Origin of the sequence: Microbacterium awajiense, assembly GCF_039536545.1 — a bacterium.
Taxonomy (GTDB): Bacteria; Actinomycetota; Actinomycetes; order Actinomycetales; family Microbacteriaceae; genus Microbacterium; species Microbacterium awajiense.
In genome coordinates this window covers 128,541-151,040 of sequence record NZ_BAAAYU010000005.1, presented here as the reverse complement: position 1 = coordinate 151,040, position 22,500 = coordinate 128,541, and the positions used below count along the sequence as shown (strand labels likewise).

At 70.2% G+C, this 22,500-nt stretch carries 21 protein-coding genes; 13 read left to right on the top strand and 8 right to left on the bottom strand.

Annotated elements, in window-relative coordinates; all coding sequences use genetic code 11:
• Nucleotides 1-123: 123 nt before the first annotated feature.
• Nucleotides 124-1,398, top strand: a complete 1,275-nt coding sequence (locus tag ABD663_RS07500; protein ID WP_344737352.1) for an ABC transporter substrate-binding protein — start codon at nt 124-126, stop codon at nt 1,396-1,398.
• A gap of 128 nt (nt 1,399-1,526) precedes the next feature.
• Here ABD663_RS07500 and ABD663_RS07495 read toward each other — a convergent pair whose 3' ends face one another.
• Genes ABD663_RS07495 through ABD663_RS07480 form a run of 4 tightly spaced genes read right to left on the bottom strand, consistent with a single transcriptional unit; the run spans nt 1,527 to nt 5,576 of the window.
• Nucleotides 1,527-2,264, bottom strand: a complete 738-nt coding sequence (locus ABD663_RS07495) for an ABC transporter ATP-binding protein (protein WP_344737351.1) — start codon at nt 2,262-2,264, stop codon at nt 1,527-1,529.
• A complete protein-coding gene (locus ABD663_RS07490) occupies nt 2,261-3,232 on the bottom strand; it encodes an ABC transporter ATP-binding protein (protein ID WP_344740190.1) in 972 nt (323 codons plus the stop codon). The genes ABD663_RS07495 and ABD663_RS07490 overlap by 4 nt, the downstream gene beginning before the upstream one ends.
• 52 nt (nt 3,233-3,284) lie before the next feature.
• Nucleotides 3,285-4,265 carry a branched-chain amino acid ABC transporter permease gene (locus tag ABD663_RS07485; protein WP_344737350.1) on the bottom strand — a complete coding sequence of 327 codons (981 nt, stop codon included), beginning with the start codon at nt 4,263-4,265 and terminating at the stop codon, nt 3,285-3,287.
• A 9-nt stretch (nt 4,266-4,274) separates the two neighbouring features.
• Nucleotides 4,275-5,576 (bottom strand): ABC transporter permease subunit, encoded by a 1,302-nt coding sequence (locus ABD663_RS07480; RefSeq protein WP_344737348.1) that lies wholly within the window; start codon nt 5,574-5,576, stop codon nt 4,275-4,277.
• 272 nt (nt 5,577-5,848) lie between these two features.
• On the opposite strand from ABD663_RS07480, the gene guaB reads away from it, so the two are divergent.
• The 11 genes from guaB to ABD663_RS07425 all read left to right on the top strand — a co-directional run bounded on the left by guaB (nt 5,849) and on the right by ABD663_RS07425 (nt 16,186).
• Nucleotides 5,849-7,351 (top strand): IMP dehydrogenase, encoded by a 1,503-nt coding sequence (gene guaB / locus ABD663_RS07475; protein ID WP_344737347.1) that lies wholly within the window; start codon nt 5,849-5,851, stop codon nt 7,349-7,351.
• Nucleotides 7,352-7,634: 283 nt separating this feature from the next.
• On the top strand, nt 7,635-7,838 hold the full coding sequence (locus ABD663_RS07470; RefSeq protein ID WP_344737346.1) for a DUF559 domain-containing protein: 204 nt from the start codon (nt 7,635-7,637) through the stop codon (nt 7,836-7,838).
• Between the two features lie 143 nt (nt 7,839-7,981).
• Nucleotides 7,982-8,620: a TMEM175 family protein gene (locus tag ABD663_RS07465; protein WP_344737345.1), complete on the top strand. Its 639-nt coding sequence runs from the start codon at nt 7,982-7,984 to the stop codon at nt 8,618-8,620.
• Between the two features lie 32 nt (nt 8,621-8,652).
• Entirely contained in the window at nt 8,653-8,931 is a 279-nt protein-coding gene (locus ABD663_RS07460) for a DUF2277 domain-containing protein (protein ID WP_344737344.1), read from the top strand.
• Nucleotides 8,932-9,005: 74 nt separating this feature from the next.
• Complete coding sequence (locus ABD663_RS07455) at nt 9,006-10,694, top strand: ABC-F family ATP-binding cassette domain-containing protein (RefSeq protein ID WP_344737343.1); 1,689 nt, start codon at nt 9,006-9,008, stop codon at nt 10,692-10,694.
• Nucleotides 10,695-10,738: 44 nt separating this feature from the next.
• Nucleotides 10,739-11,857 carry a GuaB3 family IMP dehydrogenase-related protein gene (locus ABD663_RS07450; RefSeq protein WP_344740188.1) on the top strand — a complete coding sequence of 373 codons (1,119 nt, stop codon included), beginning with the start codon at nt 10,739-10,741 and terminating at the stop codon, nt 11,855-11,857.
• Nucleotides 11,854-12,657 carry an SURF1 family cytochrome oxidase biogenesis protein gene (locus tag ABD663_RS07445; RefSeq protein ID WP_344737342.1) on the top strand — a complete coding sequence of 268 codons (804 nt, stop codon included), beginning with the start codon at nt 11,854-11,856 and terminating at the stop codon, nt 12,655-12,657. Before ABD663_RS07450 ends, ABD663_RS07445 begins: the two co-directional genes overlap by 4 nt.
• A 49-nt stretch (nt 12,658-12,706) precedes the next feature.
• Complete coding sequence (locus tag ABD663_RS07440; protein ID WP_344737341.1) at nt 12,707-13,207, top strand: DUF3817 domain-containing protein; 501 nt, start codon at nt 12,707-12,709, stop codon at nt 13,205-13,207.
• Nucleotides 13,204-14,787 carry a glutamine-hydrolyzing GMP synthase gene (gene guaA, locus ABD663_RS07435; RefSeq protein WP_344737340.1) on the top strand — a complete coding sequence of 528 codons (1,584 nt, stop codon included), beginning with the start codon at nt 13,204-13,206 and terminating at the stop codon, nt 14,785-14,787. Before ABD663_RS07440 ends, guaA begins: the two co-directional genes overlap by 4 nt.
• A 176-nt stretch (nt 14,788-14,963) precedes the next feature.
• The gene (locus ABD663_RS07430; protein WP_344737339.1) at nt 14,964-15,602 is read left to right on the top strand and encodes a ClpP family protease; all 639 of its coding nucleotides are present in this window, start codon (nt 14,964-14,966) and stop codon (nt 15,600-15,602) included.
• Nucleotides 15,599-16,186, top strand: coding sequence for a ClpP family protease (locus tag ABD663_RS07425; protein ID WP_344737338.1), 588 nt, complete (start codon nt 15,599-15,601; stop codon nt 16,184-16,186). The genes ABD663_RS07430 and ABD663_RS07425 overlap by 4 nt, the downstream gene beginning before the upstream one ends.
• An 80-nt stretch (nt 16,187-16,266) precedes the next feature.
• Here the strand turns inward: ABD663_RS07425 and ABD663_RS07420 are convergent, their stop codons facing one another.
• Nucleotides 16,267-16,596 (bottom strand): helix-turn-helix domain-containing protein, encoded by a 330-nt coding sequence (locus tag ABD663_RS07420; RefSeq protein WP_344737337.1) that lies wholly within the window; start codon nt 16,594-16,596, stop codon nt 16,267-16,269.
• Between the two features lie 165 nt (nt 16,597-16,761).
• On the opposite strand from ABD663_RS07420, the gene ABD663_RS07415 reads away from it, so the two are divergent.
• The gene (locus ABD663_RS07415; RefSeq protein WP_344737336.1) at nt 16,762-18,159 is read left to right on the top strand and encodes a glycosyltransferase; all 1,398 of its coding nucleotides are present in this window, start codon (nt 16,762-16,764) and stop codon (nt 18,157-18,159) included.
• A 10-nt stretch (nt 18,160-18,169) separates the two neighbouring features.
• Here the strand turns inward: ABD663_RS07415 and ABD663_RS07410 are convergent, their stop codons facing one another.
• The 3 genes from ABD663_RS07410 to ligD form a co-directional block, all read right to left on the bottom strand.
• Nucleotides 18,170-19,630: a carotenoid oxygenase family protein gene (locus tag ABD663_RS07410; protein WP_344737335.1), complete on the bottom strand. Its 1,461-nt coding sequence runs from the start codon at nt 19,628-19,630 to the stop codon at nt 18,170-18,172.
• 13 nt (nt 19,631-19,643) lie between these two features.
• Nucleotides 19,644-21,191 (bottom strand): phytoene desaturase family protein, encoded by a 1,548-nt coding sequence (gene crtI / locus ABD663_RS07405; RefSeq protein WP_344737334.1) that lies wholly within the window; start codon nt 21,189-21,191, stop codon nt 19,644-19,646.
• 64 nt (nt 21,192-21,255) lie between these two features.
• Entirely contained in the window at nt 21,256-22,497 is a 1,242-nt protein-coding gene (gene ligD / locus ABD663_RS07400) for a non-homologous end-joining DNA ligase (protein WP_344737333.1), read from the bottom strand.
• Nucleotides 22,498-22,500: the final 3 nt, after the last annotated feature.

Genomic DNA, 22,500 nt, shown 5'->3' with positions numbered 1-22,500 from the left:
ATTCGGGTCCGTTACACATCGTTAACGAAAGGCAACACACGTGAGACGAGTGCGCCGATAGGTTAGACGAACTGGGGAGGCCGCCCGGGGCCTCACCCGCGTTCATACACAGCAAGGAGCAACATGAGCGTCTTCACACGTTCGCGTGCAGGCAAGGTCTTCGGCGGTATCGCCGTGGCCGGAGCCAGCGCGCTTATTCTGGCCGGCTGCGCCGGCGGCGGCGGTGGCGAGTCCACCAGCGAGCCGTCGGAGCCGATGGATGAGCTGACCCTCAAGGTCGGCACGGCTCTGCCCCAGACCGGCAACCTGGCCTTCCTCGGCCCGCCGGAAGAGGCGGGCGTCGCCTACGCCGCGTCGCAGATCAACGAGGTCTCGGAGGAGACCGGTCTCACCATCGACGTCGTCTACGGCGACTCGGGCGACACCGACAACAAGGCCTACGAGACCGAGATCCCGCGCCTGCTGGGCGAGGATGTCTCGGCCATCATCGGTGCGGCCTCGTCGGGTGTCTCGCTGCAGTTCATCGACCAGGTGACCGGCGCCGGCGTGATCCAGTTCTCGCCCGCCAACACCTCGGATGCCTTCACCACCTACGACGACAACGGGCTGTACTTCCGTACCGCTCCGTCCGACGTCCTGCAGGGTGAGGTGCTCGGCAACCTGATCGCCGAGGACGGCAACCAGACGCTCGGCATGATCGTGCTGAACGACTCGTACGGCACCGGACTCGCCAAGTACGTCACCGAGGCCTTCGAGGCCGCCGGTGGCGAGGTCGTCGCCGCTCCCACCTACAACACGGGTGACACGAGCTTCGACGCGCAGATCAGCGAGGTCCTCGCGGCCGACCCCGACGCGATCGCCCTGATCACGTTCGAGGAGATCACGACGATCCTGCCGAGCCTGTTCGGTCAGTTCCCCGCCGACAAGATGTACTTCGTCGACGGCAACCTGTCGAACTTCGGCGACGAGTTCCCCGAGGGCTCGCTCACCGGCTCGAAGGGCACGCTGCCCGGTCTGACGATCGACTCGATCGCCGACTTCACCGGCGGACTCGACGAGTTCGTCGCAGCCGAGGGCATGGACCCGCTCGAGGAGTACAGCTACGCCGCCGAGTCGTTCGACGCGGTCGTGCTGCTCGCGCTGGCCAGCCTGGCTGCCGGTTCGACCGACGCGTCGGCCATCGCCGAGAAGCTGATCGAGGTCTCCGGTGGTTCCGGTGACGGCGAGAAGTGCTCGAACTACGCCGAGTGCGCCGACATCATCGTCGGTGGCGGTGTCGCCGACTACGACGGCATCTCCGGCCCGATCACCTTCGACGAGGTCGGCGACCCGACCGAGGCGTCGATCGGTATCTACGAGTACGGTGACGACAACACCTACGCGGCCTACGCCGGCTGATCCACATCACCACGCAGGGGCCCCGGTCTTCGGACCGGGGCCCTTCGCGTTGGTGCTGTGAGCGACCTCGCGGCGCAACGAGAAGGGGGCGGATGCCGCAGCATCCGCCCCCTTTCGTCGGGTGCGTGTCAGGCGCCGAGGGTGCCGAGGTACAGCTCGGTGACCTTGGGGTCGTTCAGCAGGTCGCGTCCGCTGCCGGTGTAGGCGTCGCGGCCCTGGTCGAGCACGTAGCCGCGGTCGCAGATCTGCAGGCAACGACGGGCGTTCTGCTCGACCATGATGCAGGTCACTCCTGCCTTGTTGATCTCGGAGACGCGGATGAACGCCTCGTCCTGGCGCACCGGAGACAGTCCGGCCGACGGCTCGTCGAGCAGCAGCACCTTCGGGTCCATCATGAGCGCACGGCTCATCGCGACCATCTGGCGCTCACCGCCCGAGAGCGAGCCGGCACGCTGCTTGAGACGTCCGCCCAGCTCCGAGAAGATGCCCGTCACGAACTCCAGGCGCTCCTTGTACTTGCCCGGGGCCTGGTAGAGCCCCATCTGCAGGTTCTCCTCGATCGTGAGGCTCGGGAACACGTTGTTGGTCTGAGGAATGAAGCCCACGCCGCGGGCGACGAGCTTGTTCGCCCTCAGGCCGGTGATGTCATCGCCCTCGAGCGTGATCGAGCCGCTGCGGACGTTGACCTGACCGAAGATCGCCTTGAGCAGCGTCGACTTCCCTGCACCGTTGGGGCCGATGATGCCCACGAGTTCGCCCTGATGGACGATCATGTTGCAGCCGTTGAGGATGTTGACGCCCGGAAGATAGCCGGCATGGACGTCCTCGATGAGGACCACGGGGGTGTCGGTGCTGACGGCGCTCACTTGTGCTTCTCCTGCGACTTGCGGACGGCTTCCTCTTCGGCCTCGGCCTCGGCGACGATCTCGTCCGCGGTCATCGACGACGGCGCGTCGCCTCCGACCGTCGGGATCCGGCCGGTGACATGACCGAGGTCGACATCCTGGTGCGCCCCGAGGTAGGCGTCGATGACAGCGGGGTCGCGCATGACCTCGTGCGGGTCGCCTTCGGCGACGATCTTGCCCTCGGCCATCACGACGACCCAGTCCGCGATGTGGCGGACCATGTGCATGTCGTGCTCGACGAACAGCACCGTCATGCCCTCGTCCTTCAGGTTGAGGATGTGATCGAGCAGCGACTGCGTCAACGCCGGGTTCACACCGGCCATCGGCTCGTCGAGCATGACGAGGGTCGGCTCGGTCATGAGCGACCGCGCCATCTCGAGCAGCTTCCGCTGCCCGCCCGAGAGGCTCGCGGCGAAGTCGTCCGCCTTGGTGTCGAGCTTGAAGCGCTTGAGCAGCTCCATCGCGCGGTCTTCGAGTTCGTCGTCCTGCGACCGCCACAGCGGCGGGATCAGGCTCGACCAGAACTTCTCGCCGCGCTGGTTCTTCGCGCCGAGCTTCATGTTCTCCATCACCGTGAGCAGGCCGAGGGCCTTGGTGAGCTGGAACGTGCGCACCAGACCCATCCGCGAGACCTTGTAGGCCGCCACACCCGAGAGGGAGTGGCCGTCGAAGCTCCACGTGCCCTCATTGGGCTTGTCGAAGCCGGTGAGCAGGTTGAACAGAGTCGTCTTGCCGGCGCCGTTCGGGCCGATGAGCGCCGTGATCGCGCCGCGGGGGATCTCGAGGTGGTCGACGTCGACGGCGTGGACGCCGCCGAACGAGCGGCGCACGTTGTCGGCGACGATGATCGGGTCGACCTTGGCGACGCCCGGTGCGGGGTCGCCCACGTGCAGGCCGGTCGTCTTCGGACGCGGTGTCGGCGACGTCATCGTCGACTCGTCGGCGGACTCGGCCGCGACGGCGTCTTCGCTGGGTGTCATGTCACTTGACAAAGGTCAGCTCCTTCTTGTTGCCGAGGAGGCCCTGCGGCATGAAGATCACGAGGAGCATCAGTGCGACGCCCACGAGGATGAACCGCAGCGTCGCCGCCTGGATCGCCGACATGCCGAACAGCAGGCCCGCCGCCGCCATGGCCGGCAGCACGTTCGAGAGGAACGTCTGCAGCACCCAGAAGATCAGCGAGCCCAGCAGCGGGCCGAAGACCGTCGCCGCGCCGCCGAGCAGCAGCGCCGTCCAGATGAAGAACGTGAGCGAGGTGACGTAGACACCGGGGCTGATGGCCGACGGCAGCGCGTACACGATGCCACCGGCGGCGGCGATGACGCCACCGAGCACGAGCGCCTGCATCTTGTAGGCGAAGACGTTCTTGCCGAGCGAGCGCACGGCGTCCTCGTCTTCACGGATGCCCTTGAGTGCGCGGCCCCAAGGGCTGCGGGTGACGAGCCAGACGACGAGGACGGCGACCGCGAGCGTGATCAGGCCCACGATGCGCACCCACCACTGGGTCTCGTTGTACGTCCACGGTCCGAAGCCGTACACACCGGGCGGGATCGGGTTCGCCGAGCGGAAGCTCGAGTGGTACCCGCTCAGGCCGTCGGCCGAGCCGGTGATGTCGTCGAACGCCGTCGTGAGGAACAGCAGGCGCACCACCTCGGCGGCCGCGATCGTCACGATCGCGAGATAGTCGCCGCGCAGCCGCAGCGTCGGGATGCCGAGGATGAGGGCGAAGATCGCCGCTCCGATGAGTCCGATCAGCGCCGCGACCCACCAGGGAAGGCCGAACGTGAGGATCGAGATCGCGTAGCCGTAGGCGCCGATGGCCATGAAGCCCGCGATGCCCATGTTGATCAGTCCCGCGAAGCCGAAGTGGATGGCCAGCGCGAGGGCGGCGAGGGCGTAGCCGATCGTCGCCGGGCTGAGGATGGACGAAGCCGAGTTGGAGAGAATCTGCAACCAGTTCATGAGTGCGCCTTAACCTATTCTCTCGCGTCGGCCGAGGATTCCCTGTGGCCGGAACAGCAGGATCACGATGAGGATGAACAGGGCGCTCGCGTACTTGAGGTCGGCGGGGATCCACAGGCTCGATGCTTCGACCAGGATGCCGACGATCAGTGCACCCACGAGCGCGCCGTACGCGGTTCCCAGACCGCCGAGCACGACCGCCGCGAACATCAGGAGCAGGATCTGCGCTCCCATGTCCCAGCGGATGCCGGGGCGGTAGTAGGCGTACAGGATGCCGGCGAGACCCGCGAGCGCGCCGGCGACGATCCACACGACGCGGACCACGAAGTCCACGTCGATGCCGGATGCCGCCGCCAGCGACGGGTTGTCCGAGATCGCCCGCGTCGCCTTTCCGATGCGGGAGCGTGTCAGCCAGAGCGCGAACGCGATGATGACGATGATGGAGATCCCCAGCGAGACCAGGTCGATGACGCTCAGCTGGACCGCCCCGAACAGGGGGATCTTCTCGGCCGAGGCCCCCGGCAGCTGCTCGGTGCCACCGCCGATGAAGAACTGGTACAGGTAGCGCATCGCCAGCGACAGACCGATGCTCACGATCATCAGCTGGACGACGCCGACCCTTCGTCTTCGCAATGGTCTCCACAGAATGGCGTCCAGCACCAGGCCGAGGCCGGCGCTGAGGAGGACCGCCAGCGGATACCCCAGCCACACGGGCAACGCGAGACTGGCGGGGCCGACGAGCATGAGCGCGGCGACGGCGCCGAAGGTCACCATCTCGCCGTGTGCGAAGTTCGAGATACCCGTCGTGCCGTACACGAGCGTGAGCCCGACGGCAGCGAGTGCGAGCATCAGGCCGAAGCTGACGCCCTGCACGATGCGCTGGACGAACTGGTCGAAGAAGCTCGTGACGTTGCGTTCGCCCTCGCCGATGAAGAAGTTGACGGTCGCTCTGCCGCCCTGCCCCATCTCCACCTCGCGGACATTGGGCTGCTCGGACGCCTCGTCGACCACCGCGATGCCCTCGGGCAGGGTGTTCTCGTCGAGCGTGACGATGTAGACCTCGCCCCGTTCGGGCACGCCGATGCGCCACTGCCCGTTCTCATCGGTCTCGACCTCCTGCAGCCCTCCGGGGCCGTCGACGGTGAGCACGACTCCCGCGAGCGGCTCGCCGTCGAGCTGCACGTTGCCGCTGATGCGGTACGGGTTCTCGTCGTCGGCCGCCGATGCGGGAGTGGAGGTGAGGAAGAACCCCACCACGAGCAGGAACAAGGCGACGAGTGCGGCGACGGTTCTCGCGCGCCCGCGATTCAACGCCGATTCAGTCGTAGGACCCAACGAAACCTCCCAGTGCGGCACGACGGACACCCAGGAGTCGGGTCGCATCCGCCGTGATGAACGACGTTACGACCATAGTGTGTCGGCGGTGTTTCGCGCGCGATACGTGACCGAATCGCGACCCGGCGGCATTCGGACGCAAAGGGGAATGCATGCGTTGCCGCCGCGCTTAGAATCGTGTATGAGCGCACGCGCGCTCGGCCGTCGTCGTCCACCTCGAGCAACGCGCCGCGCGCGCAGGAGAATTCATGGAGCACCAGGACCCCTTCGGCTTCGTCGGACTGACCTACGACGACGTCCTCTTGCTGCCAGGTCACACCGATGTGATCCCCAGCGAGGCCGACACCTCGAGCCGCGTCACGCGGCGCATCACCGTGGCGACGCCGCTGCTGTCGGCGGCGATGGACACCGTGACCGAGACGCGTCTTGCGATCGCGATCGCGCGTGAGGGCGGCATAGGGATCATCCACCGCAATCTCTCGATCGCCGACCAGGCTGCGATGGTCGACCGCGTCAAGCGCAGCGAGTCGGGGATGATCACCGACCCGATCACCACCACGCCCGACGCGACGATCGACGAGGTCGACGCGCTGTGCGCGCAGTACCGCATCTCGGGTCTGCCGGTCGTCGACCACGAGGGGCGTCTGGTCGGGATCGTGACCAATCGCGACATGCGCTTCGTCTCTGGCTTCGAGCGGCAGACGACCCTCGTCAAGGACGTCATGACGAGCGAGGGCCTGGTCACGGGCATGGTGGGGATCGGCGCGAACGAAGTGATCGCGCTGTTCGCCGAGCACCGTGTCGAGAAGCTGCCGCTGATCGACGGCGACGGCAAGCTCGCCGGCTTGATCACCATCAAGGACTTCGACAAGAGCGAGAAGTATCCGCTGGCGACCAAGGACGAGCACGGCCGCCTGCGGGTGGGCGCGGCGATCGGCTTCTTCGGCGACGCGTGGGACCGCGCGGTGGCCCTGCGCGACGCCGGTGTCGACGTCGTGGTCGTCGACACCGCCAACGGGCAGTCCGCCGGCGTGATCGACATGGTGCGCCGCATCAAGGCAGACCCCTCGTTCGCCCACATCGACGTCATCGGCGGCAACGTGGCGACCCGCGAGGGCGCCCAGGCCCTCATCGACGCCGGCGTGGACGCCGTCAAGGTGGGGGTCGGACCCGGCTCGATCTGCACGACGCGCATCGTCGCCGGTGTCGGGGTGCCGCAGGTCACGGCGATCTACGAGGCATCCCTCGCGGCGCGCGAGGCCGGCATCCCGGTCATCGCCGACGGCGGTCTGCAGTACTCGGGTGACATCGCCAAGGCCCTCGTCGCGGGCGCCGACACGGTGATGATCGGATCGCTGCTGGCGGGCACCGACGAGTCGCCCGGCGAGGTCGTCTTCCAGGGCGGCAAGCAGTTCAAGCTCTACCGCGGCATGGGCTCGCTCGGTGCACTGCAGACGCGCGGCAAGAAGACCTCGTACTCGAAGGACCGCTACTTCCAGGCCGACGTCCCCAGCGACGACAAGCTCATCCCCGAGGGCATCGAGGGTCAGGTCGCGTACCGGGGCCCGGTCTCGGCGGTCGCCTACCAGCTGGTCGGGGGCCTGCGGCAGTCGATGTTCTACGTCGGAGCGCGCACGGTGGACGAATTGAAGGCCAAGGGCAAGTTCGTGCGCATCACGTCGGCGGGCCTCAAGGAATCGCACCCGCACGACGTGCAGATCGTGGTCGAGGCGCCCAACTACAAGCGGTAGCCCGCCCGGCGCCGGGCGCCGGCACGAACTTCGGCTCGTCCCCAGCCGCGGATCGAGCGCGAGGCGTCCACAGACTGACGTTCCCACGCACGCGGCCACCGTGACGCGGGCCATCGTGTGGGGATGCTCGAAGCCTGGCTGATGCAGCGCGAAGGGATCGCGCACCGCCACGAAGCGCTGCGGGCGGGGTTCCCGGCCGCCGGCGTCCGCGCGTTCGTCCGCGCGGGGGCGGCCCGAATGATCCGGCGCGCATGGATCACGCTGCCGCAGGCTCCGGCGGATCTTGTGGCGGCCGCCGAAGCCGGCGGTCGCGTACGAGTTCCACTCGTCCTCCGCGCAGCGCGGCGCGGACATCGCGCACGACGCGGAGTTGCGTCTGCGCGGCTACACGGTGCTGCGCTTCAGCTATCACCAGGTCGTGCGCGATCGCCCGGGAGTGGAGCGTGTCATCCGCCGCGCTGTCGCCGCGGGCCTGCACCTCGCGTGACCCTCGCCCGCGGCATGAACTCCGGAGAATCTCAACAACCTCGGACTCGAATCCGCGATCGGCTCCGAGGTTCGTCAGACTCTCCGAACTCGGTGCAGGGGGTGCCGCGGCGGGGCCGGCGGGCGCGGCCTTAAGCTGTCGCCATGATCCGGCAGCGCAGGCATCCGGCGGCCACGCAGGGGGCGACGCGCCTGGAGGCGTTCACCGACGGCGTGTTCGCGATCGCCGCGACGCTGCTCGTGCTCGACCTCACGACGCACACGTTCGGCGAGGTGACGACGGATGCCGCGCTGTGGGCCGCCCTCGTCGGCATGTGGCCGCTGTTCGCCACCTTCGCGTTGAGCTTCCTGCTGCTGTGTCTACTGTGGATGACCCACGTGCAGCAGTTCGAGCACATCCAACGCGTGGACTCGGTGATCGTGTGGCTCAACAACTTCCGGCTGCTGTTCATCGTGCTCGTGCCGTTCGCGACCACCCTCACCACCGACTACTCGGACTTCCTGGCGGGGCGCCTCGCGATGCCCCTCACCTTCTTCGGCGCGATCCTGTTCGGCGCGCTCCAAGGGGAGTGGGCCCGCCGCCACCGCGCCGAGCTGATGCCCGACCTGACCCCCGAGAGCGCGGCACGGGCGGGTCGGGCCGCGTTCAGCGCGCTGATCCTCAGCGCGGCGGTGGTCGTGCTCGCCCCGTTCATCGGCTCGATCGGCTTCCTCATCTTCGCCCTCGACCCGCTGCTCACGCGTGTTCTCGCGCGGCGGGGTGCCGTGACCGAACACGGGTGACGGATGCCGCGGCCCGGCGTATCGTCGTCGCCATGTGCCGCAGCATCCACACCCTTCACAACTTCGAGCCGGCCGCGACCTCGGATGAGGTGCACGCCGCCGCGCTGCAGTACGTGCGCAAGATCGCCGGCACCACCAAGCCGTCGAAGGCGAACCAGGAGGCCTTCGACCGCGCGGTCGCCGCGATCGAGCACGCCACTCAGCACCTGCTGGACGACCTCGTCACCTCGGCTCCGCCGAAGAACCGCGAGGAAGAGGCCGCGAAGGCGCGCGAGCGCGCGATCAAGTCGGGACGGTACGCCGCCGCGTGATGACGGCGCGCATCCCGGCCGGATAAACTGATCGGCTCCCTCGCGTCCGATCGCACTGGAGCGAGGGGAGCGCCATGGGCCACATCGACGTCAACGGCGTCTCGTTCGCGCTGCCCGACGGCCGGCCGCTGCTCGACGAGCTCTCGTTCCGGGTCACCGACGGCGCGACGACGGCGCTCATCGGCCCGAACGGTGCGGGCAAGACGACACTGCTGCGGATGATCCGCGGCGAGGTCGCGCCCCGGGCCGGGTCGATCGGCATCGGCGGTGCGCTGGGGGTGATGGACCAGTTCGTCGGACACGGTGAGGAGGGCGCCACCGTCGAGGACCTGCTCGTCTCGGTCGCACCCGACCGGGTTCGGCGCGCGGCGCTCGAGCTGGCGGCATCCGAGGTCGCGATCATCGAGCACGACGACACCGACACCCAGATGCGTTACGCCGGCGCGCTCGCCGACTACGCCGAGGCGGGCGGGTACGACTACGAGACCATGTGGGACGCCTGCACGGTCGCCGCGCTCGGAATCGAGTTCGCGCGCGCCCGCTACCGCGATCTCACGACCTTGTCGGGGGGCGAGCAGAAGCGCCTCGCGCTGGAGGCGCTGCTGCGCGGCGCCGACGACGTGCTGCTGCTGGATGAGCCCGACAACTACCTGGACGTGCCGGGCAAGCGATGGCTCGAGGGCAGGTTGCGCGAGACGTCCAAGACCGTGCTGCTCGTCTCGCACGACCGCGAGCTGCTGGCGCGCGCCGCCGACCGGATCGTGACGCTCGAGCCCGGCGGCGCGGGCAGCACCGCGTGGGTGCACGGCGGCGGCTTCGGCACCTACCACCGAGCTCGTGAGGAGAGGATGGATCGCCTCGACGAGCTGCGCCGCCGGTGGGACGAGCAGCACGCGAAGCTCAAGAAGCTGGTCGCGGCCTTGAAGGTCAAGGCGACCGCCGACGACGGCTTCGCGTCGCGCTACCGTGCGGCGCAGACCCGGCTGCGCTGGTTCGAGGAGGCCGGTCCGCCGCAGGAGCGCCCGCCCGAGCAGCAGCTCGACCTGCGCCTGCGCGGAGCGCGCACCGGGCGCCGCGCCATCGTCGCCGAGCGGCTCGAGCTGACCGGGCTCATGAAGCCGTTCGACGCCGAGATCTGGTACGGCGACCGCATCGCCGTGCTCGGGTCGAACGGGTCGGGCAAGTCGCACTTCCTGCGGCTGCTCGCCCGAGGCGGCACCGATCCCGACGGACGCCTCGGCCACGTCACCGCCGTCGGCGCCGGCCTCGATCCCGTCGCCCACACCGGCCGCGCCGTGCTGGGTGCACGAGTGGTCCCGGGATGGTTCGCGCAGACCCACCGGCATCCCGAGTTCGCCGGACGTTCGCTGCTGGACATCCTTCATCGCGGTGAGGATGCCCGGAAGGGCATGCCCCGAGACGCCGCCAGCGGCGCGCTGGACCGCTACGGTCTCGTCGCTCAGGCCGAGCAGACCTTCGACACCCTCTCGGGCGGGCAGCAGGCGCGATTCCAGATCCTGCTGCTCGAGCTGTCGGGGGCGACACTGCTGCTGCTGGACGAGCCGACCGACAACCTCGACCTCGTCTCGGCCGAGGCGCTCGAGGACGCGCTGCGTCGCTTCGACGGCACCGTGCTCGCCGTCACCCACGACCGCTGGTTCGCCCGCTCGTTCGACCGGTTCCTCGTCTTCGGCGCCGATGGAACGGTGACCGAGAGCGACACGGCGGTGTGGGACGAAGGCCGCGTCGTGCGCCGACGCTGAGCCGAGGACGACCGACGCCCGGCAGGTAGGCTGGGCCCGTGACCATGGAGATCGAACTCGGCCGGGCCAAGCGCGCACGCCGCGCCTACACGTTCGACGACATCGCGGTCGTCCCGTCGCGGCGCACCCGCAACCCCGAAGACGTGTCGACGGCATGGACCATCGACGCGTTCCCGTTCGAGATCCCCGTGCTGGCCGCACCGATGGACTCGGTCGTGAGCCCGAAGACGGCGATCGCGATCGGCAAGCTCGGCGGACTCGGCGTCCTCGACCTCGAGGGGCTGTGGACCCGCTACGACGACCCCGAGCCTCACCTGGTCGAGATCTCGTCGCTCGACGACGCCGACGCCACACGCCGGATGCAGGAGCTCTACAGCGAGCCCATCAAGCCCGAGCTCGTGCGTGACCGCCTCGCCGAGATCCGCGCCGCGGGCGTCACCGTCGCCGGCGCCCTGACGCCGCAGCGCACGCAGGATCTGTACGAGACCGTCGTCGCCGCGGGCGTCGACCTGTTCGTCATTCGCGGCACCACGGTGTCCGCCGAGCACGTGTCCAGCGTCGACCAGCCGCTGAACCTCAAGAAGTTCATCTACGACCTCGACGTGCCCGTCATCGTCGGCGGCGCCGCGACCTACACCGCAGCGCTGCACCTCATGCGCACGGGCGCGGCCGGTGTGCTCGTGGGCTTCGGGGGCGGCGCGGCATCCACCACGCGCGCGACCCTCGGCATCCACGCGCCCATGGCGACCGCGGTCGCCGACGTCGCCGGCGCCCGCCGCGACTACCTCGACGAGTCGGGTGGCCGCTATGTGCACGTCATCGCGGACGGCGGGGTGGGCACATCGGGCGACATCGTCAAGGCGCTCGCGATGGGCGCCGACGCCGTCATGCTGGGCGTCGCCCTGTCGCGGACGACGGATGCCCCCGGCCGGGGCTTCCACTGGGGTTCCGAGGCCGTCCATGCAGAGCTTCCCCGCGGCCGCCGCGTCGCCGTCGAGCAGGTGTGCGACCTGAACGCCTTGCTCTACGGTCCCGCACCGGTCGCGGACGGCACCGCGAATCTCATCGGGGCGCTGCGCAAGTCGATGGCGACGACCGGGTACTCCGACCTGAAGGAGTTCCAGCGCGTCGAGGTCGTCGTCGCCCCGTACGGCTCGGGATGACCGCCCCCACCGAGGTCTTCCCGCCCACCCTGCGCGAGGTCATGCTGCGCCCGTGGTGGATCGGGATGCTGCTGCTGTGCCTCGTCGTCGCCGGTGTGTTCGCGTGGCTGGGCCAGTGGCAGCTGGGCCGAGCGATCACCGAGGCCCAGGTCGCCGAGGGTGAGACCGAGCAGGTGCGGCCGATCTCCGAGATCGTGCAGCCGGGGGAGTACCTGCCCGAGCCGTTCGTCGGCCAGCGGGTCGAGGTGTCCGGCACGTGGATCGGCGCCGACTTCCTGCCGGTCACGGGTCGCTACAACGACGGCGTCGAGGGGTACTGGGTGACCGGGCAGCTGCGGCTGACCGAGGCATCCGAACCCACCTCGCTCGCGGTCGCGATCGGCTTCGCCGCCACCGAGGACGACGCGCTCGCTGCGGCGGCCCAGCTCGAAGGCACCGTCGGCACGACGGTGACGCTGACCGGTCGGCTCGTCTCGGACGAGGGACCGCTGCCGCCGCCGCCGGGCGCGGACCCGCAGGAGATGATCAGGATGTCGCCGGCCGCCCTGCTGGGCCGCTGGCACGATGTCGAGGGGCTCGACGTCTACCGGCCCTATCTGGTCTCCGACTCCGCCGATGCCGGCCTGGCCGACATCTCGTCGCCTCCACCGGCGGCCGGATCGGCGGTGAACTGGCTCAACCTCTTCTACGCCGCGGAGTGGGCCGTGTTCGCGGGCTTCGCGTTCTACATCTGGTACCGACTGGCCCGTGACGCGTGGGAGAAGGAAGTCGAAGAGCTCGAGGATGCCGCGGCATCCTGACCGGCGGCATCCCCCCGGAGCCCCGCTCGACCCCGGGTAGGATAGGCGCATGCCCGCCGCCCCCAAGCTCTCGTCCTTCCCGGCGATCCGCGGAGCGCTGCGGTTCTACCAGATCTGCTCGGTGATCACCGGCACGATGCTGCTGCTGCTGGTCGGCGAGATGGTCATGAAGTATGCGTTCGGCCTCGAGTTGTACCTCGGAGGTTCGGGCGGCTTCCTGTGGTGGGCGCCCGTCGTCGAGGGCCCCGAGGGGCACGAGTCGACCGGTGACGGACTCAACCTGTCGCTGGGCATCCTCATCGCCCACGGCTGGTTCTACGTCGTCTACCTGTTCGCGTGCTTCCGTGTGTGGAGCCTGATGCGCTGGAACTTCTGGCGCTTCCTGCTTCTGGCCTCGGGTGGCATCATCCCGCTGCTCTCGTTCTTCCTCGAGGTGCGGGTCGCCCGCGACGTGCGCGCCTACCTGGCGCAGCGCGAGGCGGACGAGATGCACACGCGCGCCGACCGTTCCTCGCTGACCCACTCGATCCCCACGGAGAACCTGCGTTGACCGAGCAGACCGAGACCGCGCAGCGCCCCGTCCTCGTGGTCGACTTCGGTGCCCAGTACGCCCAGCTGATCGCCCGCCGCGTCCGCGAAGCCGGGGTCTACAGCGAGATCGTGCCGCACACCGCGTCCGCGGCCGAGATCGCCGAGCGCGATCCGGTCGCCGTCATCCTCTCGGGCGGCCCGTCGTCGGTGTACGAGCCGGGGGCGCCCGCTCTCGACGAGGGCGTGTTCGATCTGGGGGTGCCGACCCTCGGCATCTGTTACGGCTTCCAGGTGATGGCGCGCGCCCTCGGCGGCGAGGTCGCCAACACGGGCCTGCGCGAGTACGGCGCGACCGATGCGAGCATCGTGCACGACGAGAGCGTTCTCTTCGACGGCCAGCCCGTCGCCCAGAACGTCTGGATGAGCCACGGCGACCAGGTCTCGCGCGCACCCGACGGGTTCGACGTGCTCGCCCGCACCGGTGCCACCCCGGTCGCCGCCTTCGGCAGCGACTCGCGTCGGCTGTACGGCGTGCAGTGGCATCCTGAGGTCAAGCACTCCGACTTCGGCCAGCGTGTGCTCGAGAACTTCCTCCACCGTGCCGCGGGTCTGCCCGCCGACTGGAACAGCGGCAACGTCATCGCCGAGCAGGTCGAGCGCATCCGCGGACAGATCGGCACCGGCCGTGTGATCTGCGGGCTGTCCGGTGGCGTCGACTCGGCCGTGGCCGCGGCGCTGGTGCACAAGGCCGTCGGCGACCAGCTGGTGTGCATCTTCGTCGACCACGGGCTGCTGCGCAAAGGCGAGCGCGAGCAGGTCGAGAACGACTTCGTCGCCTCGACCGGGGTGCGGCTGGTGACCGTCGACGCGCGCGAGCGCTTCCTCACCGCGCTCGCCGGGGTCAGCGACCCCGAGCAGAAGCGCAAGATCATCGGACGCGAGTTCATCCGCGTCTTCGAGCAGGCCGAGGCGGACCTCATCGCCGAGGCCGCCGAAGAGGGCGAGCCCATCCGCTTCCTCGTGCAGGGCACGCTCTATCCCGACGTCGTCGAGTCGGGCGGCGGCTCGGGCGCAGCCAACATCAAGAGCCACCACAACGTCGGCGGGCTTCCCGAAGACCTGCAGTTCGAGCTCGTCGAGCCGCTGCGCACCCTGTTCAAGGACGAGGTGCGCGCGATCGGCCGCGAGCTGGGACTGCCCGAGGTCATCGTCGGACGGCAGCCGTTCCCGGGTCCGGGCCTCGGCATCCGCATCGTCGGCGAGGTCACCGGCGAGAGGCTCGACATCCTGCGCGACGCCGATGCGATCGCCCGCGCCGAGCTGACCGCCGCCGGCCTCGACAGCGAGATCTGGCAGTGCCCGGTGGTGCTGCTCGCCGACGTCCGTTCGGTCGGAGTGCAGGGCGACGGTCGCACGTACGGGCATCCGATCGTCCTTCGCCCCGTCTCGAGCGAGGACGCGATGACCGCCGATTGGACACGCCTGCCCTACGACGTGCTCGCCCGCATCTCGAACCGCATCACCAACGAGGTGCGCGAGGTCAACCGCGTCGTACTCGACGTCACCTCGAAGCCCCCCGGCACCATCGAGTGGGAGTAGACACGGGGCCCCGCCCGTCGAGCGGACAGGAAAGTACGCTTTATGGCCGTCCGGGCGGGCAATCTCGTCCGCTCGACCGTGGACGTCGGGTCGTGACCGCAGACTTCTGCTCCCGGCAGAGCCGCTGACGGCGGAACAGCGCGCGCTGCCGGCGGTGACCGGCGCAGGCTGGGTGCATGACCGATGACCCCACTCCCATCCGCTTCGGTGCCGAGGCCCGCCGCGAGCTCTTCCACCAGCGCGTGCTCGTGCTGGACGGAGCCCTCGACGACGACAACGGCACCCTGCTGACGACGCAGCTGCTCTCACTCGCCGCCGAGGACGACGTCGCCGACATCGCCCTGTGGATCCACTCGCCCGGCGGCTCGGTGCCGTCGATGCTCGCCATCCGCGACGTCATGCGGCTGATCCCCAACGACGTCGCCACCCTGGCCCTCGGCCTCGCGTGCAGCGCCGGGCAGTTCCTGCTCTCGGCCGGCACCCCGGGCAAGCGCCGGGCGCTGCCGCACGCCCGCATCCTGATGCACCAGGGCTCGGCCGGCATCGGCGGCAGCGCCGTCGAGGTCGAGGTGCAGGCCGACGACCTGCGTCACACCCGCGACACGGTGCTCGCCCTCATCGCAGCCGACACCGGGCAGCCCCTCGAGCGCGTCTTCGAGGACTCGCTGCACGATCGCTGGTACACCGCCGAGCAGGCGCGCGACTACGGGTTCATCGACGGCATCGTCGACGACTTCGCCCAGGTCGTGCCGCGCCGGCGCCGCGCCGCCGGACTCGGCGTTCCCGCCGAGAGCACGAGCGGGGTGGCGGCATGAGCTCGTACACGATCCCCAACGTCGTCGCGACGCATCCGCGGGGTGACCGCATCATGGACGTCTACTCGCACCTGCTCGCCGAGCGCGTGGTCTACCTCGGCACCGGGATCGACTCCGGCGTCGCGAACGCGCTGATCGCCCAGCTGCTGCATCTCGACGCCGACAGCCCCGAGCGCGACATCCAGCTCTACATCAACTGCGAGGGCGGCGATCCGGCCGCGATGCTGGCCGTCTACGACACGATGCAGCACGTGCGGCCCGACGTGGCCACGACCGTCGTCGGCCAGGCGATCGGCGTCGGCGCCGTCATGCTCGCCGCGGGCGCGGCGGGCAAGCGTGCCGTGCTGCCCCACGCACGGGTCGTGCTGCACCAGCCGGCGGGACAGGGGCGGGGCGCGATCCCCGACCTCATCCTGCAGGCCGAGGAGCTCGTGCGCATCCGCGGCGACGTCGAGGCGGTGCTCACGCGCCACACCGGGAAGGATGCCGCACAGCTGCGGCGCGACACCGACCGTGACCGGGTCTTCACTGCCGCCGATGCGGTCGCGTACGGCCTGGCCGACCGGGTGCTCGACGAGCGGTGAGCGGGCGGCGCGGGTGACGCCGCCGCTCAGGCCGCGAGGGCGAACGCGCCGCTGCCGGATGCCGGTGCCGACGCCGCCGCTCAGGCCGCGAGGGCGAACGCGCCGCTGCGGACGGATGCCGGTGCCGACGCCGCCGTCGGACGCAGGTCGTCGGCGACGGCCGCGGTGAGGTCGAGGAGCGTGGTTCCGAGCGCGCCTGCGACGGCCGCGATCATCTCGCTCGAGGGCTCCTTGAGGCCGCGCTCGATCTCGGACAGGTACTGCGGTGAGACGCCGGCCCGCCGCGCGGTGTCGAACAGCCGCTCGCCGCGTTCCTGCCGCAGGCTCCGCAGGCGCCTGCCGAGCAGGTCGCGCCACAGCGGTTCGGGCGTCGGGGCGGGAGTCGAGGGGAGTGGGATGATCTCGGCCATGGCGCAACCTTAGATCCGGGCATCCGTCGTCGCCCAGGCCGTTCCGCTCAGAGCAGAACGGGCGTGCATGGACGTCGAGCGGACGGGAATGCACGCCGAAACGCCGATACCCGTGCACGCTCGTCCGCTCGACCGGGGAACCGCGGGCGAGGGCAGGATGGGAGCATGACAGAGTTCCCCGACGCCGAGTACCTGGTCGTGTCGAGTCGGCTGATCCCGGACCACGACGGCGGGTACACGCTGGCGACCCTTGCGCGGGCGCGCCAGATGGCGGCCGCGGGAGTGCACGACGGCGCCGGACCGCTTCTGCTGACGGTGGATCCGGGCTCGCCCGTCGATCACGCGCGGCACCGCGCCGCCTTCGCGGGGCGCGACCTCGTGGTCGATCCGGCCCGCATGCGCAATCTCTTCGATGAGGCGACCCACCCGCACGGCGGAGCCGCGAGGTGGCTGCGCGACGCGGCGCATCCGGGCGATCGCGATCCCGCACTCGAATACCGCGAGGTGCGGGATGCCGTCGGCGGACCGGCCGTCGCGCTGCCGGTGATCGCGGGCGACCCCGACTGGCACATCAGCGACGCGCCCGTCGCGGTGTACGACGCGCACGGCGGCATCGCCGGCGTGCTCGACGGGTTCGGCGCGCTGTACCGCGCATGGCTCGCCCATGTGGTCGCCGGGTTGCGGTCGGACGGATCGGAGCGTCCGGTGGTCGTCATCTGCGAGTCGCGGCAGCTCGGCGAGCTGCTGGTCGGATGGGACGACCCCGGCGTGCGGCTGGTCCACGCGATCCACACCGTGCACCTCGAACCGCCCTACACCCCCGACTCCGCACTCAACCCGCTGTGGACCCGGTGGTTCACGGTCGCCGAGCAGTTCGACGCCGTGCTGTGGCCGACCGCCGCGCAGCGGGCCGATGTCACCGAGCGGTTCGGCGACTCGGACATCCACGTGGTCGTGCCGCACGGCGTGCCGTCCGCCGCATCCGTTCCCGGCGACGGCGATCGGGTGGCCGGGCGCGTGGTCATGCTCAATCGGCTCGCGCCCGGCAAGCGCATCGATCACGCGGTGCGGGCGTTCTCGGCGCTGGTGGAGCGCGTGCCGCACGCGACGCTCGACATCTACGGAGACGGTCCCGAGCGCGCGGGGCTGCAGGGTCTGATCGACGCCGCCGGGATGGAGGCGCACATCGTGCTGCGCGGCGCGACGTCCGACCCCGCCCGAGTGCTGCGCGAGGCGTCCGCCTTCCTGTCGACCTCGGCGTACGAAGGGCAGGGGCTGTCGATCGTCGAAGCACTCGCCGACGGATGCCCCGTCGTGGCCTACGCCGCCCCGTACGGGCCGCGCGAGCTGCTCGGTCGAGGCGGCGGCATCCTGGTCGCCGACGGCGACGAGGGCGCGCTGACCGACGCGCTCGAGCGGGTGCTCGGCGATCCCGAGCTGCACCACCGGCTGTCGGTCGAGGCCGTGCGATCGGCGCGCGCGGTCGACCCCGAGCACGCCATGGCGGCACTCGCGCAGGCCGCGACGGACGTTCTCGCCCGGCCGCCCCGCCGCGGTGGCTGAACGCGCGGTGTCAGCCGGCCGCGTCGGCGGGTGCCGGGCGGATGTCGCCATAGAACTGCCCGTGGTATCCGAACAGCACGGGGTGGGGCAGTTCCGCGCGGGCGATCTCGGTGAACTCCGCCGCGTCGAGCACCAGCAGGAAGGACGTGCCGCGGGCGGCGTCGAGCACGACCGACAGCACGACGCCGTCGTCTTCGGCCTGCCGGCCGGGTCGACCGACGAAGACCCCCTCGCCGGGGTAGCAGCCGGCCGATCGCCAGCGCTGCGCAGCGCCGGTGCGCACGTCGATCTTGACGAGCTGGTCGTAGAATCCGATCCCCGTGCCCAGGCCCACGCCGTAGACGAAGTGCAGGTCCGGATCGGTGTTGTGCCGGGCGTAATCGATGCTCGGCAGCTCGATCGCCGTCGGTGACAGCGTCTCGACCGGCAATCGCCCCGCGGTGCCCGACAGCGGCACCCGCACGCGTCGAAGCGTCCCGGGCGGAATCCGCACGTCGGGCTCTTCCAGGCGGTGCAGGTAGAACGACTCGATCACCGACGCGTCGTCGTAGCCGACCAGGTCGACGACGACCGAGCCGTCGGCGTCGTCGTACGCGTTGACGTGGTGGAAGGCGAAGAACGGGTCGGCGGTGGCCGATGTCACATGCGCGCCGGTGTCGCGGTCGAAGATGTGGATGCGCGTTCCCCGCGCCGGCTTCCATCGGAAGTTCTCGATGTACGGACGCAGCCACAGCAGCAGCGACACGGGATTGACCACGAGCGGGAACTCGGCGAGGACGAGGTGCCGCTCGGACATGCCGAAGGAATGGATGTAGCCGGGTTCGCGCACGGCGCGGCCGGCGAGCGTCGAGCCGCCGGCGATCTGACCCGGCGAGCGGGTGTCGACCCGCCGGAACACGTACGTGCTCACGGCACCGTAGCGAGTGACGAGGTTGATGGCTTCGTGACGCGCGGCGTCGATCTGCGGATGCACGGTGGTCATCCGCCCGAACGTCGAGCGGTCCCAGCCGGTCACCCCGACGGTGCGCAGCGTCTCGGGGTCGAACTCGACCTGTACGGGTGTCTCGGCCAGTGCGAGGAACCGCTCGGCGATGCGGGCGATGTTCACCTTGGCGCTGTCGGTCACTTCGGGATCGAACACGGCCATCGCGCGGGCGAACAGCGATCGGCACGGATCGGTGGCGAACTCCGGGAAGGCGATGCGCTGCTCGTCGCGCGCCGCCCGGTACGCCTCGGTCTCGAGGAAGCGGTTGGCGTACGAGACCCGGCCGCCCGAGATGGTGAAGCGGTGCAGCATCGCCAGGCCGTCGAACCAATGGCGGTAGCGCCTCTCGCCGACCTGGAACGTGCCCGGACCGTTGCGCAGCAGCGAGCCCTCGAGCCACGGCGGAAGGGTCCCGATGACCGGAACGTCGTCGAGGGTCGTCTCGGGGCTCTCGCCGAAGCCCGCCGCCGTCGAGACGGCGTTCATCGACGCGCCCCCGTCATGAGGGCGCTCCCGCACCGGCGGGCTGCCGCCCCGCGGGTGCGCGCCGGGTCGCGGCATCCTTCGCGATGAGGGCCGCAGCGATCTTGCCCGAGGCCAGCACCGCGGGAATCCCCGCGCCCGGGTGCGTGCCCGCTCCCACGAGGTAGAGCCCGTCGATGCGCGCCGAGCGGTTGTGCGGACGGAACCAGCCCGACTGGAACAGGGTCGGCTGCAGCGAGAACGCGGCGCCGCGCGGCGTGTTCAGCACATCGCGGAAGTGCTCGGGCCCGATGGAGTGCTCGGCGACCAGGTGCTCGGGCAGTCCCGGCAGGTAGCGTCGATCGAGCACTTCGAGCACGAGTTCGCGCACGCGGCGGTGTTCATCGGCCGGCGGGTCCTCGCCCGGCCTCAGCGCCGGCGCGGCGACGAGCACGTACAGCGCCTCGCAGTCCTCGGGAGCGACGGACGGGTCGGTGCGGGTGGGCACGTGCACGTAGAGGAACAGGTCGTCCGCCGTGAGCTGCTCCGAGGTGTGGTCGCGGGCACGCGGGCGGAACACCCGGTCGAGCACGCGGCGCGAGTCGCCGCCGAGCAGCAGGTTGTGGTGTGCGAGCGGAGAGTCGGGCCACGTGCGGTCGGCGCCGAGGTACAGCACGTGCAGCGACATGCTCGGCGTCCCCCGCCGCCGCAGCGCCGACGCCGACGCCGTCCGCTCGCCGAGCAGGCGCCCGTACGTGAAGCCGGGATCGGCGTTCGAGACGACGACGTCGGCGACGCGCACGCTGCCGTCCTCGAGACGCACGCCGACCGCCCGCCTCCCGTCGACGAGCACCCGCTCCACAGCGGTGCCGCACTCGATCCGGCCGCCCAGGCGGACCAGCAGCGAGCCCAGCGCCTCGACGAGGGTGTTCGTTCCGCCGACGGCGTAGTGCACGCCCCACCGGCGCTCGAACTCGACGATGAGCGAGTACAGCGCCGGAGTTCGGGAAGGATGGCCCCCGATCAGCAGCGGATGGAAGGCCAGCACGCGTCGCAGGAACGGGTCGCCGATGCAGCCGTCCACCAGTCGCTGCACGCTGCTGGCGGCGCGGTGGCGCAGCAGGAAGGGCAGCATGCGCATCATCACGTGCAGCCGCATCATCGGTCGCTCGGTGTACGGGTAGAAGGCGTCGAAGATGAGACTGATGCGTTGCGACAGCCGTTCGAAGCCCGCCGCGTCGTCGGGGCTGCGGGCGGCGACCTCGGCCTTCAGGCGTGAGGCGTCGGCATGGATGTCGAACGGGGTGCCGTCACGGTCGAAGGCGCGGTAGAAGGGATCGAGCGGCATCAGCTCGACGTGATCCTCCAGTCGTTCACCCGCCAGTGCGAACAGCTCGTCGAACATGAACGGGGCGGTGAGGACGGTCGGCCCGCCGTCGAAGCGGAAACCGTCGATCTCGTAGAGGTAGGCGCGACCGCCGACGCGTTCGCGCTTCTCGATCAGGGTGACGTCGTCGCCGGCGGCGGCCAGCCGGATCGCCGCGGCGAGACCGCCGAAGCCACCCCCCACCACGACCGCACGCATGCGTTGACCCTAGTCCGCGCCGACCGGGTCGAGGGCCGGCTCTGGGCGGATTCCCGGGCGCCCGTCAGGCGGGCCAGGTGCGGCCCGCCCACGGGTCGTAGTCGGCGACGAGCGCCTCCTGCGCAGGTCGCCGGTCCTCGGGGACGTGCTGCAGGTTGATGCGCACGCGGTACCACAGCGAGCTCGAGCCGCGCATGCCGTCGACGAGCACGTCGGCGGGATGCAGCATCCCGGCCACCGCGGGGTGTCGACCCCGCCACACCGCGAGGGCGTCCTCGGCCTCGGGCTTGGTCTTGGTGCGTGCGACCTCGATGAGGGGCATCGTCGACCGGCGCCGACCCGAGCCGTCGCCGGAATCGCCGCCGGCGCCGCCCCGAGGCGGCTTCTCGGCCGGGCCGAGCTCATCGGCCAACGCCAGCAGCCCGGCGAGCGATCCGACCGCGTCGTCGATCCCGGCGTGCGGGTCGCCGAGCGCGGCGAACCGCTCGGGCACCGTCAGCGCCGTGAACTCCTCGGGGCGGCGGTCGCGCACTTCGTCCCATGACATCGGCGTCGACACCCGGGCGTCCGGCAGAGGACGGATCGAGTACGCGGACGCGACGGTGCGGTCCTTCGCGTTCTGGTTGAAGTCGACGAAGACGCTCTCGCCGCGCTCCTCCTTCCACCACCGCGCCGTCGCCAGCCCGGGCGCGCGGCGCTCGACTTCGCGCGCGAGCGTCTCGGCCGCCAGTCGCACCGCGCGATAGTCCCACGACGGCGCGATGCGCGACAGGATGTGCAGGCCGCGCGAGCCGCTCGTCTTGGGCCAGCCGACCAGGCCGGTGTCGTCGAGCACCTCGCGGGCGACGAAGGCGGTGTCGACGATCTGCGACCACTCGACGCCCGGCATCGGGTCGAGGTCGATGCGCAACTCGTCGGGATGGTCGAGGTCCTCCGCTCGCACCGGGTGGGGGTTGAGGTCGAGGCATCCGAGGTTCACCACCCACGCGAGGCCCGCGGCATCCCGGATGACCGCTTCTTCGGCCGAGGTTCCGCGTGCGTAGTGCAGCGTCGCGGTCTGGATGAAGTCGGGGTGGTTCGCCGGCACCCGCTTCTGGAAGAACGGCTCGTGGTCGATGCCCTTCGGGAAGCGCTTGAGCACCATCGGCCGGCCGCCTGCGCCCCGCAGGGCGCCGTCGGCGACCGACAGGTAGTAGCGCACCACGTCGAGCTTGGTCAGTCCCGCCTCGGGGAAGACCGGCTTGCTCGGGCTGGAGATGCGCACCTCGTGCCCGCCGATGTCGAGGAACTCCTCTTCGGTCGCCATGAT